The sequence below is a fragment of the Brevibacillus sp. AG genome (genome assembly GCF_028369215.1).
GTDB classification, from domain to species: domain Bacteria; phylum Bacillota; class Bacilli; order Brevibacillales; family Brevibacillaceae; genus Brevibacillus; species Brevibacillus porteri.
The window spans coordinates 1-16,138 of the sequence record NZ_JAQMYO010000027.1; the positions used below are offsets into that span (position 1 = coordinate 1).

Annotated in this window: 17 protein-coding genes and 4 tRNA genes; 5 read left to right on the forward strand and 16 right to left on the reverse strand. The window is 46.1% G+C overall.

The annotated features are described in order from the left end of the window. Positions 1 to 62 precede the first annotated feature (62 nt). Complete coding sequence (locus tag POF51_RS31700) at positions 63 to 1,103, reverse strand: FecCD family ABC transporter permease (protein WP_069851523.1); 1,041 nt, start codon at positions 1,101 to 1,103, stop codon at positions 63 to 65. Continuing rightward, positions 1,096 to 2,112 (reverse strand): FecCD family ABC transporter permease, encoded by a 1,017-nt coding sequence (locus tag POF51_RS31705; RefSeq protein ID WP_069851521.1) that lies wholly within the window; start codon positions 2,110 to 2,112, stop codon positions 1,096 to 1,098. Before POF51_RS31705 ends, POF51_RS31700 begins: the two co-directional genes overlap by 8 nt. Positions 2,113 to 2,377: 265 nt before the next feature. Between POF51_RS31705 and POF51_RS31710 the strand changes: the two genes are divergently transcribed. Continuing rightward, complete coding sequence (locus POF51_RS31710; protein ID WP_069851519.1) at positions 2,378 to 3,394, forward strand: ABC transporter substrate-binding protein; 1,017 nt, start codon at positions 2,378 to 2,380, stop codon at positions 3,392 to 3,394. 75 nt (positions 3,395 to 3,469) lie between these two features. On the opposite strand, the gene POF51_RS31715 is transcribed toward POF51_RS31710, so the two are convergent. Then, positions 3,470 to 3,628 carry a hypothetical protein gene (locus tag POF51_RS31715; RefSeq protein WP_007720456.1) on the reverse strand — a complete coding sequence of 53 codons (159 nt, stop codon included), beginning with the start codon at positions 3,626 to 3,628 and terminating at the stop codon, positions 3,470 to 3,472. A 194-nt stretch (positions 3,629 to 3,822) separates the two neighbouring features. Here POF51_RS31715 and POF51_RS31720 point away from each other — a divergent pair, with 194 nt between their 5' ends. Together POF51_RS31720 and POF51_RS31725 are read left to right on the forward strand one after the other, a co-directional pair. Continuing rightward, a complete protein-coding gene (locus tag POF51_RS31720; protein WP_069851515.1) occupies positions 3,823 to 5,691 on the forward strand; it encodes a PAS domain-containing sensor histidine kinase in 1,869 nt (622 codons plus the stop codon). 35 nt (positions 5,692 to 5,726) lie between these two features. Continuing rightward, positions 5,727 to 5,861, forward strand: coding sequence for a DUF4023 domain-containing protein (locus POF51_RS31725; RefSeq protein ID WP_017251626.1), 135 nt, complete (start codon positions 5,727 to 5,729; stop codon positions 5,859 to 5,861). Between the two features lie 249 nt (positions 5,862 to 6,110). On the opposite strand, the gene POF51_RS31730 is transcribed toward POF51_RS31725, so the two are convergent. After that, a complete protein-coding gene (locus POF51_RS31730; RefSeq protein WP_069851513.1) occupies positions 6,111 to 7,346 on the reverse strand; it encodes a branched-chain amino acid ABC transporter substrate-binding protein in 1,236 nt (411 codons plus the stop codon). Positions 7,347 to 7,867: 521 nt separating this feature from the next. Here POF51_RS31730 and POF51_RS31735 point away from each other — a divergent pair. Both POF51_RS31735 and clpP read left to right on the forward strand, forming a co-directional pair. Next, positions 7,868 to 8,089 (forward strand): hypothetical protein, encoded by a 222-nt coding sequence (locus POF51_RS31735; protein WP_026043328.1) that lies wholly within the window; start codon positions 7,868 to 7,870, stop codon positions 8,087 to 8,089. Between the two features lie 131 nt (positions 8,090 to 8,220). Then, positions 8,221 to 8,823: an ATP-dependent Clp endopeptidase proteolytic subunit ClpP gene (gene clpP / locus POF51_RS31740; protein ID WP_007720441.1), complete on the forward strand. Its 603-nt coding sequence runs from the start codon at positions 8,221 to 8,223 to the stop codon at positions 8,821 to 8,823. Between the two features lie 111 nt (positions 8,824 to 8,934). Here the strand turns inward: clpP and POF51_RS31745 are convergent, their stop codons facing one another. From POF51_RS31745 to POF51_RS31800, 12 genes are all read right to left on the reverse strand, one after another. Beyond that, positions 8,935 to 9,120 carry an H-type small acid-soluble spore protein gene (locus POF51_RS31745; protein WP_017251623.1) on the reverse strand — a complete coding sequence of 62 codons (186 nt, stop codon included), beginning with the start codon at positions 9,118 to 9,120 and terminating at the stop codon, positions 8,935 to 8,937. A gap of 10 nt (positions 9,121 to 9,130) precedes the next feature. Next, the gene (locus tag POF51_RS31750) at positions 9,131 to 9,313 is read right to left on the reverse strand and encodes a hypothetical protein (protein WP_017251622.1); all 183 of its coding nucleotides are present in this window, start codon (positions 9,311 to 9,313) and stop codon (positions 9,131 to 9,133) included. A 127-nt stretch (positions 9,314 to 9,440) separates the two neighbouring features. Then, positions 9,441 to 9,698: an HPr family phosphocarrier protein gene (locus tag POF51_RS31755; RefSeq protein WP_048034964.1), complete on the reverse strand. Its 258-nt coding sequence runs from the start codon at positions 9,696 to 9,698 to the stop codon at positions 9,441 to 9,443. Between the two features lie 49 nt (positions 9,699 to 9,747). Further along, positions 9,748 to 10,695 carry a DNA-binding protein WhiA gene (whiA, locus tag POF51_RS31760; protein WP_069851511.1) on the reverse strand — a complete coding sequence of 316 codons (948 nt, stop codon included), beginning with the start codon at positions 10,693 to 10,695 and terminating at the stop codon, positions 9,748 to 9,750. Between the two features lie 8 nt (positions 10,696 to 10,703). Next, a complete protein-coding gene (locus POF51_RS31765; protein ID WP_017251619.1) occupies positions 10,704 to 11,714 on the reverse strand; it encodes a gluconeogenesis factor YvcK family protein in 1,011 nt (336 codons plus the stop codon). A 78-nt stretch (positions 11,715 to 11,792) separates the two neighbouring features. Then, a complete protein-coding gene (gene rapZ / locus POF51_RS31770) occupies positions 11,793 to 12,674 on the reverse strand; it encodes an RNase adapter RapZ (RefSeq protein WP_007720425.1) in 882 nt (293 codons plus the stop codon). Between the two features lie 235 nt (positions 12,675 to 12,909). Further along, the gene (gene trxB, locus POF51_RS31775) at positions 12,910 to 13,869 is read right to left on the reverse strand and encodes a thioredoxin-disulfide reductase (protein WP_069851509.1); all 960 of its coding nucleotides are present in this window, start codon (positions 13,867 to 13,869) and stop codon (positions 12,910 to 12,912) included. A 64-nt stretch (positions 13,870 to 13,933) separates the two neighbouring features. After that, the gene (locus tag POF51_RS31780) at positions 13,934 to 15,577 is read right to left on the reverse strand and encodes a tetratricopeptide repeat protein (RefSeq protein WP_069851507.1); all 1,644 of its coding nucleotides are present in this window, start codon (positions 15,575 to 15,577) and stop codon (positions 13,934 to 13,936) included. Positions 15,578 to 15,723: 146 nt separating this feature from the next. Next, positions 15,724 to 15,799, reverse strand: a tRNA-Gly gene (locus tag POF51_RS31785). Between the two features lie 41 nt (positions 15,800 to 15,840). Next, a tRNA-Lys gene (locus POF51_RS31790) sits at positions 15,841 to 15,916 on the reverse strand. Between the two features lie 5 nt (positions 15,917 to 15,921). Continuing rightward, positions 15,922 to 15,997 (reverse strand) — tRNA-Phe (locus tag POF51_RS31795). 31 nt (positions 15,998 to 16,028) lie between these two features. Next, a tRNA-Asp gene (locus POF51_RS31800) sits at positions 16,029 to 16,105 on the reverse strand. Positions 16,106 to 16,138: the final 33 nt, after the last annotated feature.

Here is a 16,138-nt window from a genome sequence, read left to right on the forward strand (position 1 = left end):
ATTATGAACTGTTTCTCTTGCGTGACATTTACTCGTTAAAAATCGCCTTGACATCAGGGGACCTATTGATGATTCCTCGTTTTATACAAAAGATAAACAAAAAACGGCGCTCCAATCGCTGCGGTAAAAATCCCAGCTGGTAAATCATGCGGTAAAAACACCGTTCTCCCAATCAAATCAGCCAAGACGACAAGCATCCCACCCAAAACAGCGGAAGCCGGCAGCAAGTAGCCATACGCTGAGCCAACTAGCCTACGCGCAATGTGTGGTGCCATCAAACCGATAAAACTGATTCCTCCTGCCACACCTACCGCAGCACCTGCCAGTGCCACACTGATCGCAATCAAGAGCAATCTCTTCTTATCAATTGCTACGCCAATGCCTCTGGCGATATCATCACCGAGCTCCTGGGCATTCAAATAGCGGATTTGGAAAATCGTAGCCACGAGAAACAAAACGGTCCATGGAAGCAACGTCATGACATTTACCCAAGACATACCGTACACCGTTCCAGTCATCCACCCAAGAGCGTTTGATGCTTTGTGGGTTTGGGTGATCACCATGAAAAAGATCGTTAATGCTCCCATCCCCGCGGATATACATACACCGACAAGCGCGAGGCGAAAAGGTGAGACCCCCTCCTTCCACGCAGTGAGATACGTAAGCGTAGCGGTTAGCAATCCACCGATCAAGGCCACCAATGGCATCCATTGCACACTTACATCTTTTGCGAATGTGATAAATGCTACCGCTGCTGCCGTCGCTCCCGCTGTAGTTCCGATCAAATCAGGCGAAGCTAACGGATTTCGCACCAAGGACTGTAAGATGGCCCCCGATACCGCCAGGGAAGCCCCTACCATGACTGAAACGACAACGCGAGGCAACCGCCAATCGAGCACGATCAATTCATTCTGTTCACTGCCCGCTCCCACAAAAGCTTTGATGACTTCCCACACAGGAATATGCAAGCTTCCTAAGCCAATACTCAATACAATCACAACAGATAACAGCAAAAATAGTATGAAATTAATTCCTAACGCCCGCTTATTTACATGAAACGAGAGCGCTGGCTTTTTGGTCCGAATGACTACATGTCTATGCATACGCCCTCCTCCTGACCAGCGGGATGATAAAGGCCACTCCGATCATGGCGGTTGCTACGCCTACTGGTACTTCCAAACGCAGCGGCATCAATACAAGGCGAGAAAGCAAATCAGCGCAAACCAGAAAAGCTCCACCGAAGACAATCGAATAGGGAATCAACCATCGATGATCAAGACCGACTAAAAAACGACAAAGATGCGGGATGATGATGCCCACAAATGCAATCGGTCCGGCGAGCGCGACACTCCCACCTGCCAAGAGCACCACGATCAATATCGCTGTAGCTTTTACCAAGATAATCTTTTGGCCCAGACCAGTCGCCACATCATCACCGAGTACCATCAAGTTTAACGAACCGGTCAGTAGCATAGCGCCTAACCAACCTACTAGCAAATAAGGAATGATCATAAAAAAATGATCGAGCTGTCTTCCCTCCACAGAACCAACTAACCAATAAAAAGCCTCTGTCATCGTCTTTTCTTGCAGCAGCATAAACAGAGAGGTCACAGACGAAGCAAAAGCGGCAACCGCTGCACCCGAAAGTGTCAGCTTAATCGGAGTCATGCCTCCCCGCCCAGCGGAAGCCAATCCGTATACAAGCAGAGCAGTCACACCCGCTCCGATAAAGCCTGCCCACATCATTTGCGACACTGGGAATTGCGAGCCAAAAACAACAATTGTCGTCACAATAGCTGCTGCAGCTCCAGCGTTCACACCGATAAGAGATGGTGAAGCCAAAGGATTTCGAGTCAACGCCTGCAACAAAACACCTGCTACAGCGAGGCTGCTCCCCACCGCTACCGCTGTAAGTGTACGCGGCATTCGGGAAGTCGTAATAATCAAATGTTCCTCTGAACCGGAAAATTGGGTGTATGCCTCTACTGCAGTAGTGAGCGAATACCGATTGATTCCGAAAAGGATACTAGCTACCATCACGACTGCCAGGACGACGAGTCCTACTATGAGTACAGTAGTCTTTTGCAGTCGGCTGGACAAAATCACATTCACGCCTGTTCCCTTCTTTCCGTTGCATTCTACCTATTCTGTCTATTCGCTACATATGTATGTAAGTTTCTCCCACTAATCAGTCTAAGCTTGCGGATAGGGCTAGTCAATGATATTGATTTTTATTATCGCTATTGGAAAATTCAGCACAAAAATATCTATACTTTTCCTTTCATTCCAAAAAATATATTGACACATTGTCATATAAGCATATACAGTAGTGAAGAAAAATGATAATCATTATCAGTTAAAAGGGGGATTTTCCATCATGCGCAAAACTTCCCTGCGTTTGATGCTCGGGGCTATGCTCTCCGCTGTGATGCTCGTAACAGGTTGCGGGGGACAGGCAACGTCTACATCCAGCTCATCTTCTTCTACTCCAGCTGCGTCAACATCTACACCAGCACCTGCGCCGGCAGCGTCTGAAGAGAGAGAAGTAAAGCACTTTATGGGGTCAACAAAAATAAAAGGGACTCCTCAGCGTGTCGTCGCTCTTACCAGTGAAAGCACAGAGGCTGTTCTCGCATTAGGGATTACGCCAGTTGGGGCTGTCATGAGTGGCCTCGGTAAACCTGGTGACCCATGGCATCCACATATTAAAGAGAAAATGAAGGATGCAGTTGAATTGGGTGACGAGAACCAACCGAATGTTGAACTGATCGCCAGCCTGAAGCCAGACCTGATTCTGGGAACAAAAGGACGCCAAGGACAAGAAAAAGTATACGCTCAGCTTTCCGCGATTGCCCCAACCGTCTTCTCCGAGGATCTCGTAGGCAGATGGAAAATCAACTTTGCACTTTACTCCGAAGCGTTGAATAAAAAAGCTGAAGGCGACAAGCTGATGGCTGATTTCGATAAGAAGATTGAAGAGGCAAAAGGAAAACTGGGTGACAAGACGAAGATGAAAGTCTCTGTCGTTCGTTTCGTAGCTGGAAAAACTCGTCTTTACTTGAAAGACACTTTCTCTGGCGTTGTTCTGAGCCAGCTCGGCCTTGCTCGACCAGCCTCCCAAGACATCGATGAGTTCAAAAAAGACATTCCAAAAGAGCTCATGGCTGAAATGGATGGCGATGTCATGTTTTACTGGATCGGTGATTATTCCGGTGATGGATCTGCCAATAAATACACCGAGGAATGGATGAAAGATCCGCTCTATCAAAAACTGAATGTCGCGAAAAACAATAAGGCATTCCAAGTTGACGAAGTGATCTGGAACGTAGGTGGCGGTATCCTTTCTGCTGAACTGCTTGTTGATGACATCGTAGAACGCTTCTCCAAACTGTAGGCTATATACTTTCCGATACCGTCAATAAAGCAGGAGTGGTTGAGATAACCACTCCTTTTCTTTTGCCTACTGGCATTATTGATCGAGTTCCTTATTTCCAGCAGTATCCTTACTGGGCAGAATCGGATCTATTTGTTCAGGTTTACGCGAATAAGCTTTGTTTGTAACCAAAATCGTCGCACCGATGATGACGATAAAAATGAGCACCAACGCAACGATAAAACCAGTTGTCATGCATACACCCCCGACTTTTTTCTAACTCTCATTATAGCTGATTTCCATGCGAGTCAGAACCTTCATGCATAACCAATTCATTATGGAATAACAAACTATTCCAAATTTTGATAGGAAAATGGGTCTTATATCTCGAATAGTTACGACAACGTTATCTCACTCAAATACTTGATAGACTATGCGGGGGAACTCTGATGAACAAGCTTAATACCCCTTTCTTATGGAAAAAGAAACGCTCAAAAAAGGAAATCACGCAAGTGTTATTTCCAGATCAAATATTAAAAGCATTTTTTCACTTTACGACGGATGCCATCTCGATTAGTGATCTCGATAACAATATCGTCTTGGTGAATCATGCTTTTGAGCAATACTACGGTTGGTCCATGGAGGAGATTTACGCTTCACCGCTCTGCTTCATTCCAGACGAGTATAGGAGCGAGACCAAACAGTTATTTGATGCGGTCAGGAGCATGGGTGTCTTACTAACCAATTACGAAACCATCAGGCAGCGAAAAGATGGCACGAAGATGGATGTCATTCTGTCGGCTGCTCCAATCAAAGATGAAACGGGAAAAATTATTGGTGCTTCCTGTATTACCCGTGACATTTCCGACCGCAAAAAAATTGAAGAGGCCTTGCGTCAAACCGAAGCCAAATATCGTCTCCTCATCGATCATACCCAGGATATCGTGACGATTTATGATTTATCCATGCGACGCATCTATGCATCCCCATCAATCGAGCAATTGGGATTTGTTCCAGCCGAGGTTACTTCCCCTAACAATCTGCAACTCACACATCCAGAGGATATCCCTATGTTCAGGGACAAATTTCAAGAGATCATGGCAACGAAACAACCCGTTCATTTCGAGACGCGCTCTATGGATAGGAACGGAAACGAGGTTTCCTTCGAAACACGCGGTATCCCCATTTTAAGCGCGGTAGGAGACGTACAAAACATCATGTTAGTCTCGCGAAATGTCACAGAACGCAAATACTCTGAGGCCGCCTTGTTTAAAAGCGAGAAAACGAACAAAATCATCTCGGAATACACAGATGATCTTATTCTGATTACGGACAAAAACGGGGATATCCTCTATCTCTCCCCTTCTCATTCACGCGTAATCGAAACGAGTGAAAATTGCCGTCAGCTCACCTTTGCTGACATTCATCCAGAAGATCGGCAAACAGTCATTGACCACTTTCATCATTTGCTGGTGACCCAAGAACCAAAGATATGCGAGTTCCGTTTCCAAACGAAAAATAACAAATGGATCGTTCTCGAATCAAAGGGTGCCCCCATCCTGACGAAAACGGGAGATTGTGATGGCTTTATCATCGTATCGCGGGATATTACAGAACGCCGAAATAACGAGGAATTATTACGGAAGGCTGAAAAGCTGTCCGTGATTGGGGAGCTGGCTGCTGGAATCGCCCATGAGATTCGCAATCCCCTAACATCCTTGAAGGGCTTTATCCAATTTCTTTATCCGAGCATGAATGATAACCAGCAGTACGCTGATATCATGCTCTCTGAACTGGACCGGATCAATTTTATTGTGAGTGAATTACTAGTCTTGGCAAAGCCTCATAGCATTCAAATTAAGCCTCTTCCGCTCATCCCTTTGCTGGAAAGCGTCTTGGCACTATTGAGGTCGGAAGCAAACTTGAAAAACATCGATTTCCGTACCGCATTTGCTTACCATCCGATCATTGCGGGAGAAGAAAACCAGCTCAAGCAAGTCTTTATCAATATCATTAAAAATGCCATCGAAGCGATCGACGGACATGGAGAGGTTCATATTGCCACCTCCTTAAAAGACAATCATCAGGTGCTCATTACGCTCACGGATAGTGGCTGTGGAATCTCTGAAGAAATGATTCACAAGCTGGGCGCCCCTTTTTTCACGACAAAAGAAAACGGGACTGGCCTCGGCCTCATGATCAGCAGCAAAATCATGAAAGACCACAACGGTAGCCTGGAAATTAAAAGCAGGGAGCACGAAGGTACAGTGGTAGAGATTACACTGCCGATTGTACAGGACCAAATTGGGTCATCCTAGAAAGGTGTACATCCCATTATCAGCGGAGGTGCCCTATGGATTTCACCAAAATGAGCACAAGTGAGTTTGTGGCCAAAATTCGCGAATCCCAAGCGAAAAACCTGCGTAGCAGACAGCATCAGGGCTATGGTCATCCGGAACAGCGGCTGCCCAGCAAGCAACGAGTATAACAAAACAAAAACCCACCTGCGAGCTCACTGCTGGGCCAGGTGGGTTTTTGTTTGTTATTGTGGATCCTGCTTATTCAGGTTACGATCTCTTTCAGACTTTTGCTTTTGGGTGCCTTGCGTCTTGCTGCTGTGTCCTTGGTTGCCGCCATTCTTCGTATTACGATTGTTTGACATCAGAATCCCTTCCTTTTCATTCTGGTATTCATGCCAAACGTAGTATGTCCCAAACGGCTGATTCATAATGAAGAATTACTTCGCTTCACCCATAAATACTTTCTTTCCATCCTCATACTTGTACACATATACGGAAGCAAAGTCGTTGTCGCCTTTTTCATTGAATGTTACGTTGACGAATTTGCCTTTGTAATCTTTGGTTTTGTGAACAGCTTCCAGCACTTGTTCACGAGTTGGCTTTTTGCCGCCGTTTGCTTTGATCGCTTCTTCCAGACCGTTCAGCATAACCCCCATGGAGTCATAACCAAACGAAGTGAAGATCCCTACTTTGTTGCCAGTCGCGCTCTCGAAATCTGTGATCCATTTCTTGCCGTCTTCGGTAGCACCAATATCACCAACAGTAGAAGTAAAGACTACGTTATTAGCATTTTCCGCACCAGCAATTTTCACCATGTCAGCGGAGTCGTAGCCATCGCCACCCATGAAGACACCCTTGAAGCCTTTTTCACGTGCTTGCTTCACGATGATCCCTGCATCAGAGTAGTATCCACCGAAGTAGATCATCTCTGGATTTTTTGCAAGGATTTGGGTGATGATCGCACTATAATCCTTCTCGCCTGCCGTTACCCCTTCATAGCCGAGAACTTGTACACCGTCTTTTTCAAACTGCTTTTTCACTTCTTCCGCAAGTCCCTGTCCATAAGCAGCCTTGTCATGCATAACGAAAGCCGTTTTTACATTCAATTGATTTTTGGCAAAAATAGCAGCCTTAGAGCCTTGTTGATCATCACGCGCACAAATACGGTGTACGATCTTCTTGCCTTGCTCAGTCAAATCGGATCCCGTTGCGGAAGGAGATACCATTACGAGCTTTTCTTGTTCATATTGCGCTGCTGCTGTAATCGAAGCACCTGTTGTAGCATGGCCAACTACTCCGACTACGTCAGGATTTGAAATCAACATTTGTGCGACTGCTACCCCTTGTTTCGGGTCAGCTTGGTCGTCTTGCGCGGACAATTCAACATCAAAGCCAAGTGCTTTGAATGCCTCCTTTTTTTCTTTCAACGCATATTCAGCACCAGCTTTTGCTGTGCTTCCGTAGTCGGAGTACTGACCAGACATCGGACCAACTACAGCAATCACAAGCTTCTCAGTAGATCCGCTTGCACCGCCTGTGCTTCCTCCGCTATTGTTGCTCGGCTGTGGTGTCGCGCTTTGTCCACCAGTCCCCGTACCTCCACCGCAGCCCGCGAGCAATGTGCTCAGAGCAAATGTTGCAGCCAGTATCGACAAAGATTTCTGTTTTTTCATAGCAAAAACATCCCCCTCTTTATTTATGAGCAAACTATGAATCACAATCTTATTGTAGGATATTTTAGAAAATTTGCAATAGAAATGATTAAAAGAAGAATCAATCAAAAGACCTCTATCGCTGTCTGCTAATAGAGGTGTATGACGTATTGCATCAAGGAAATAGCCACTTCTCCGCATAGAAATGGCTATCTTGATGAAAAGCATCTCATTGATTTCAGCAATAAATTGGAATAATCAGCTTGTAAGTGCGCGTTTTGCATCGTGATCTAGGTCGAGAACTTGTGAATCATACACACCCCTCTACTCTTTCCATATATCTCCTATGCAACTCTCCCAACAAACATGACCAGACTATAAGAAAACCTTTTGCGACGCCTGTTCATGAGCAAACGCGTTTTAGTGGAACGTTTTCATGTGCTCTGGAAAGTACGTTGAAAAAATAAATATCCCACGAACAAATGTTTTTGTGCACAACCTGTGCATAACATTGTGGATAACTTTCGAAAGTGAGGCTTGCCATGGCAGGGGAACGTTTTTTTCTCATTTATCAAGAGGCCAGTGACGAAGAATGCTTATTGACCATTGAACCATACAAAGATCAACAGGAGCTGGCAGAAGCCATCAATCAGCTGCAAGCCAAACAAGTCGATGAGTATACGATCATCAAGGGAAAAAAGATGAAGGCCACGCTGAAACTCGCCGTCGATTTGACCGAGGCCGATGAGAATTCTAAGGAATGAATGTTTTCTTTTTGGAGTAGGTTTAGACAAAGGGAATTTGGCAAACATGGTAGTGAGGGCGCGCACTTATGTGTTTGACCTTCATTGACCTTTTGTGTATGATATTGTTACAAAGAGAGGAGGAAGACTAGATGCATATGAATTTAATTCCAACCGTCATTGAACAGACGAACCGCGGGGAACGTGCTTACGACATTTATTCCCGCCTGCTCAAAGACCGCATCATCTTTCTGGGAACCCCAATCAACGACACCGTAGCCAATATCGTTGTGGCACAGTTGTTGTTCCTTCAGGCGGAAGATCCGGAGAAAGACATTCACTTGTACATAAACAGCCCAGGCGGTTCTATTACTGCTGGTATGGCAATTTACGATACTATGCACTTCATCAAGCCAGATGTATCCACCATTTGTATCGGAATGGCTGCTTCGATGGGAGCATTCCTGCTGGCTGCTGGGGCAAAAGGCAAACGCTTTGCTCTGCCAAACAGTGAAGTCATGATTCACCAACCATTGGGTGGTGCCCAAGGACAAGCGAGCGACATTGAGATCGCCGCAAAACGTATTTTGAAGATGCGTGATCATCTGAACACTATCCTGGCTGAACGCACTGGACAGCCTTTGGAGCGCATCCAAAAGGATACCGATCGTGACAACTTCCTCTCTGCCGCAGAAGCAGTAGAGTACGGATTGATTGACAAAGTAATCACTTCCGAACCGTCTTCCAAAAAATAAGAGATACGTAGTAAAAAAAGCACTCGTGCCTGGACTACTGGCCGAGTGTTTTTTTGTATGCCGAGCAAACCCCAAGAGGCTTCCCTTGATTTGCCCGGCTTTTTCGCTGGATCATTGTGATACTTCCATTAACTGACTGACATACACCGTCCGGCTATGTCCTGGATTTTTTTCCTCATGCACACGTGCTGTTGACGTTTTTTCGTCTACAGCATCGATCCAAACGGCTTGTCCTTCGTACTCTACCTTGATATGGTCGTCGGAGCTCATAATGGCTTGTGCTCTCGTTACATTCATAAGCGGCTCCCTATTGCTCATCTTCAAGGGCTTGCTTGGCTGACGACGCCCCTGTCATTGTGTCAACACTGGTTTCTTCAATCAAGCCGTTCTGATCGGAAACGATCCCTCCCCCTAGTCCTTCGTTAATCATCCGGTCAATGTCCATGTCAAAGCAATCGCGGCCTTCGTGGCACGAATCACGGTTACTCATGTCTGATTCCTCCTTCATGCAATATACATGGTTAGAAATGCCCTGCCCGAAGTGAATTGATACATATTCATCAAGATGACCAACAAAAAAAGACACCTCCCTTAAGGGAAAAGTGTCTCTCGTGACTCTATTCTTCCTTGCTTACCAGATTCGTAAGGCTAGTAACTGCCTGGGAGGCATCCGGCCCTTCTGCCAAAATGGTAATTTCTGTTCCAGAGCTGATTGCGAGGCTCATGATACCCATGATGCTTTTCGCATTAACCTTCTTGTTGCCTTTTTCTACGAATACTTCCGATGCAAAACGGTTAGCCTCCTGTACGAAAAAGGCTGCTGGACGAGCTTGCAAACCGGTCTTTAACTGAACCACGACCTGCTGTTGAACCATGAACGGACCTCCTTACTTGTAGACTATTATCCTTTAGTATAACATGCATCTACATCGAAATATTTTGTTTTTCTCGTATTTTGTCAGCGATTTCGTTAATTTTTCGCAAGCGGTGGTTAATGCCCGATTTGCTCACTACTCCGCTTGGCACCATCTCGCCCAATTCTTTCAAATTGATATCAGGATGAGCCAATCGTAGCTCCGCGACCTCGCGCAGACGTTTTGGCAAATTCTCCAACCCCATCTCTTGATCGATGAGCTGAATACTTTCCATTTGTCTGGTGGCTGCATTCACCGTTTTGTTTATGTTGGCGATCTCACAATTGTGTAATCGGTTTACTGAGTTCCGCATGTCCTTTACGATTCGGACGTCCTCGAAATACAGAAGCGCCTGATGAGCCCCAATCAAGCTCAAAAACTCTGTAATCTTTTCGCCTTCTTTAATATAGAGAACATACCCTTTTTTCCGCTCGATGCACTTGGCATTTAGTTTATACCGATTGGCGATCTTGGTCAATGCTTCGCAAAAATCCTGATAGGAAGTGAAAATCTCCAGATGATAGCTGGATGCCTCTGGATGATTCACAGATCCCCCCGCCAAAAAAGCCCCCCGCAAATAAGCAGCGCGGCAACAGGACTTTTTCACGATCTCAGGAGCGATTCCTGGGATAAACGACAGGCTTTGATCCATGATGCCCAAGTCTTGCAAGATATCATTTGCCTTATTCGGAATACGCACAATGTAGACGTTGTTCTTTTTCAATCGCATTTTTTTGCGAACCAGCAGTTCAGCGTGTATCTGAAACAACCTCTTGATTAGCGTGTAAATACGTCGGGCAATCGCCGCGTTCTCTGTCGTCACATCCAGCACCAGTCGTCCGGCTCCAAACTGCAGACTTCCATTCATTCGAATCAAGGCTGAGAGCTCTGCCTTGCTGCAGCAATCGGCACCCTCCGTCATGGTAAGTTCTTTTTTGGTATGCGCGGCGAATGACATCGACTTCACTACTCCTTCTCTATCTTCAGCACCTTCCGTCTACGTTTGACGAGTGACACAACCTGCTTGCTGACAGCATGTGCATCATGACGTAGGTATCCGTCCTCAAATGTGACTAACGGCTTCGCCACCACATTTAAACCGAGTTGGCGCAATTGCTTTAAGTCACATCGGACAGGAGCTGCTCCTTTTTCCGTATATTTGTCCAATACATGGGTAGGCAGCTCGGCTGAATTGACAATGATCGTATCCAGAAATGGTCTATCTACATGGTCATACATGACATTGACGTGCCTGGATGCAGAAAAACCGTCTGTCTCCCCCGGTTGTGTCATGACATTACAAATGTAGATTTTCGGGGCTTGTGCGCGTGTAATCGCTTCAAATAACCCGCGTACTAATAAATTGGGCAGGATGCTCGTATACAAGCTGCCAGGCCCAATCAAAATGGCATCCGCGTCGGCAATGGCCATCAGGGCTTCGCTCAGAGGAACAGCGTCCTCCGGATCAAGGAACACCCGCTTGATTTCTTTGCCAGTCAACGGTATTTGGGATTCTCCGATTACGAGAGATCCATCTGTCATTTCCGCTTTCAACTGAATCGACTGCGTGGAAGCTGGCAATACATCTCCACGCACTGCCAAAACTCCGCTTAGTGTTTTGACTGCGGTGACAAAATCTCCAGTGATTTCGTTCATCGCTGCAAGTAATAGATTTCCCAAATTATGCCCTGCTAATCCCGTGCCTGTGGAAAAACGATATTGCATGACTTTTTCCATCAACGGCTCTGTATCGGCCAGAGCAGTCAAGACGTTTCGAATGTCGCCAGGTGGTAGCATATCCATTTCTTCTCGCAAACGTCCAGAGCTTCCCCCATCGTCTGCTACCGTCACAATCGCTGTGATATGCACCGGCTCGTGCTTCAAACCGCGTAGAAGGACGGACAAACCCGTTCCTCCGCCAATAACGACTACCCGTAATGGTCTTGACTGTAGCCTCCCGACTCCCTTAGTAGGCATATGTCACCTCATTATTTCTAATACACATACCACAGGTGGCTTTTTATGCACACTTCAGTCTTTCCTGCCATCTTATGCTCATTTGTTCTTTTCCATGTCACGATGACTGACACGGACAGAAAAATCTTTACCAAAGGTTTCTCCCAAATGTTCTGCAATGGCGACCGAGCGATGCTTGCCACCGGTGCATCCAATTCCTATCACAAGTTGACTTTTTCCTTCTCGCTGGTAATGCGGCAGAGTGTACCCCAAAAAGTCTGTAAGCTTTTCTAAGAATTCTTTTGTGTCCTTGTGCTTCATCACATACTCTGCCACGTCTGGATCACATCCTGTTTTCGGACGCAAATCCTCCACATAATGCGGGTTAGGCAAAAAACGGACATCAAACATCAAGTCAGCGTCTATTGGTGCGCCGTATTTGAAACCAAACGACAAAACATTAATCGTAAGTGGTGATCCTTGTTGACCGTATTGGTTGATGATTTTTTCTCGAAGCTGAACTGGCTTCATTTGACTCGTATCGATAATCTGATGCGCCCAGCCCTTCATTTCCTCCAACAAACGGCGCTCAGCGTGAATTCCTTCCAAAGGCGAACCGTTCGGGGAAAGCGGATGTCTGCGACGTGTTTCCTTATAGCGAGAAACCAATGTCTGATCGTTCGCATCCAGATAAAGGATGTGGTACGATAATCCATTCATCTGATTGAGGCTCTCCATGGTTACGGCTAGATTTTCAAAAAACTCACGCCCTCGCAAGTCAATCACCAATGCGACTCGCTCAATACTCCCACCAGACTGTTTGACCAACTCAGCAAATTTGGGAATCAGTACAGGGGGTAGGTTGTCTACACAAAAAAAGCCCAGGTCCTCCAAGCTTTGTACAGCAACTGTCTTTCCCGCACCTGACATTCCGGTAATAATCAGGAGATTCATGGCCTTGTCGTTTCCCAATTCCGTCACGCAACTCGCCTCCTACGATTCTGACAATAGCATACCATATTGTCCACCTTATTCGCACCTTTTTGAACCGCTTCCCCTGTTTTTCCAATGATGTCTTCTACAGGCGTATAAGCTTTTTTAGAAAAAAAGATGCGTGACTGAATGCCAGCCACGCAACAATTGTTTATATAGATAAGGGGGTCAATTCATTGTCTATAGATTACTCTTGAATTATTTCACCCATGTTACAAGCAGGTTAAGAGATTGTGACATTTTGTTCCTTTAGCTTTTCATTAAGCTCTTCTACATAGTGTTGAGCAGATTGAGCAGCGATTGAACCGTCTCCAGTAGCTGTCACAACTTGACGCAGCATTTTTTCACGTACATCTCCTGCTGCAAAAACACCTTTTACTTTGGTGTTCATTTTTTCGTCTGTCAATACGTAGCCTGCGTCGTTGGTGATACCCAGTGGACGTACGCTTGCAGTCAATGGGTCCATACCTACGTAGATGAACACCCCATCTGCTGGGTATTCTTTTTGTTCACCTGTTTTGGTGTTTTCCAAGAGAACCGCTTGTACTTTGCCTTCACCACGGATCTCTTTTAGTTCTGTATCCCAGATCACTTCGATTTTTTCGTTATCGAAAGCGCGTTTTTGCAGGATTTTCTGTGCACGGAACTGATCACGACGGTGTACGATCGTCACTTTGGAAGCAAAGCGAGTAAGGAACACAGCCTCTTCCACTGCGGAGTCTCCTCCACCAACAACCACCAGCTCTTTATTGCGGAAAAATGCACCGTCGCATACCGCGCAGTAAGAAACGCCACGGCCGGACAATTCTTTTTCGCCTTGTACACCGAGCAAACGATGCTCTGCACCAGTTGCCACAATAACAGATTTGGTCAAGTATTCCTTGTCACCCGTGATAACGCGTTTGTACGGCTCTTCATCGCGGATTTCTTTGATTTCGCCATATGCATACTCCGCACCGAATTGCTGTGCATGCTCAAACATTTTTGTAGAGAGATCAGGGCCAAGAATGGAAGTGAAGCCTGGGTAGTTCTCGATATCTTCCGTGTTCGCCATTTGACCGCCTGGAATTCCTCTCTCCAGCATCAATGTGCTCATGTTCGCACGGGATGTATATACAGCAGCCGTCATTCCAGCAGGGCCAGCTCCGGCGATAATCACATCATAAATTTTTTGATCGCTCATGGTTGTTGCCTCCTCATCTCACACAGTTCTGTTTCCTTATTTAAATTAATTATAATGTAATAATCTATTTAAAATCAAGTGTCGACAAAACTTTGACGCACTTTGCCAAGGTAGCGGCAGAAATGCCGTATTTTTGAGCTAGAAGGGCTTGTGACTGTTTTTCGTTCGTTATCGTTCCGTATACATATTCTAACGCTGCGACCCACGCTACTTCTTTTCGCACTTGTACAAGACTTTGGGCATATTCATGATGCTTGCGCCATACATCGAGGCACCATTCTCCGGCCTCTTGCTTGCCCTGTGAGAGCAAATAACGGCTTATGCCTTCTTCTATACTGCCCTTTTGCTCTTCCGTCGCCGGTGAACCATTCGATCCATCAGGAGTTCCTTCCGGCATGTCTGCACCCATATCAGCCAAAGCCAGCAACGCCAACTTTTGCAGCTGTTGATTATCCGTCTGGTAATAAAATTGACGGACCGCAGTCTCAGCCTCATCGTCTCCGATCAGAGACAAGGTTTGCAACACCGCGAATTTCACTTCATCGCGTCCATGCTGCAACGCCCAGAGAAGAGAAGCTCGGATCATCGGGTCTGTTTTAAAATCTTCCACTCCCGTGAATGAAGCCTTTTCCCAAGAAACATCACGTTGGGTCGTATTGTATTGGTAGGGGATCGGTTTTATAGTCTCCCCTTCTTGTTCGTTTTTTACCATTTGAATGTACTGATCTGCGATTCCTGCTTCTGGGTCTAACTGCTTGGCTTTTTGCCACCAGCGCAGTGCCTGATCCTTTTTCCCGCTCAAATAAGCTGAGATCGCAGCATAGTGGTACGTGCACGCTTCATGCGGCCGTCCATTTCGCAGCATGCGTTGGTAATGGAAATACGCTTCATCATGCTGGCCCAGCACTCCCATTGTTGTTGCGAGCTTATAGGTATTTTCCGGATGGAACGGAACGACCTTTTTCAACATATCAATCAAGCTCAACAGCTCTGTTGTTTGATTGTGATGGGAGAGCAAAACGGCCAAATTGCACAGTGCATGCAGATTTCCTTCTTCCTTATCCAGCGTCTGTTCGATTGTCTCCATCGCCTTCTGGAATTCCCCAGCATAATAGTAGGCGAGAGACAAATTGTTCCACGCTGGCAAAAAGTCAGGATCGGCTTCGACGATTTCTTTTAAGGTATCCAGTGCCTCCAAGAAACGTCCCTCTTCCAAACTCCGACGAGCTCGTTCATGCTTACTGTATACGTCCTCTTTTTCACTTGGGAGGAAGTGTCGTGGTGGCATGTCCAGCTCAAAGTAAATATAATCGAGGAGCTCTTCGGCCTCTTCCCGATACGGTCCAGTGCTATCTTCTTGTAAATAACGAACAGCCATTTCTTCTGCCATAGGGTAATCTTCTAAGTTGGCATAGTTGTTCGCCATGTAGAAATACACTTCTGTCATAGATGGGTCCCATTTTTCTATCACTTCATAGAGGACTTCATTTGACGCTTCAAACTGTCCGGTTTCAGCTAAAGCACTTGCCAAATGGCAGTGGCATTCTGCATTCGTTGGCTCCATTTCAACTGCTCGGCGAAATGAACGCAATGCTTTATCATAGTCGTACCGATTCAAACAACGCATTCCCCGGTCAACAAAAAAAGCAGCATCTTGCTTAAAGTCAACGACGGTCGTTTTCTTCAAAATACTTTTGTTATGTTTCATAAAACCTCCAACATCGTAGGAGCTTACACTCCAAGTATCGTACCAGAAGCATCGGCACCCTACAAGCTGACTCGTCTTTTAAAGTGTTCAGCGGATAAAGCAAGAAACACCACTGGCACATAGCAAGTGGTGTTTACGAACAAAAATGGAGCGGACGAAGGGTCTCGAACCCTCGACCTTCGCCTTGGCAAGGCGACGCTCTACCAATTGAGCTACGTCCGCACATCTTATCAACTATTCATATTTTGTCCGATTGAAAAAACTGGTGAGCCATGAAGGACTCGAACCTTCGACCCTCTGATTAAAAGTCAGATGCTCTACCAACTGAGCTAATGGCTCGTACATGGTGGCTCGGGACGGAATCGAACCGCCGACACGAGGATTTTCAGTCCTCTGCTCTACCGACTGAGCTACCGAGCCATATACTTTGTTCGCCACTCTTGAATAAGAATGGCGGAGCTGACGGGACTCGAACCCGCGACCTCCGGTGTGACAGACCGGCGTGAACTCCAACTTCACCACAGCTCCATATAGAAGGCTTGTTCCTTCAAAACTGAATAC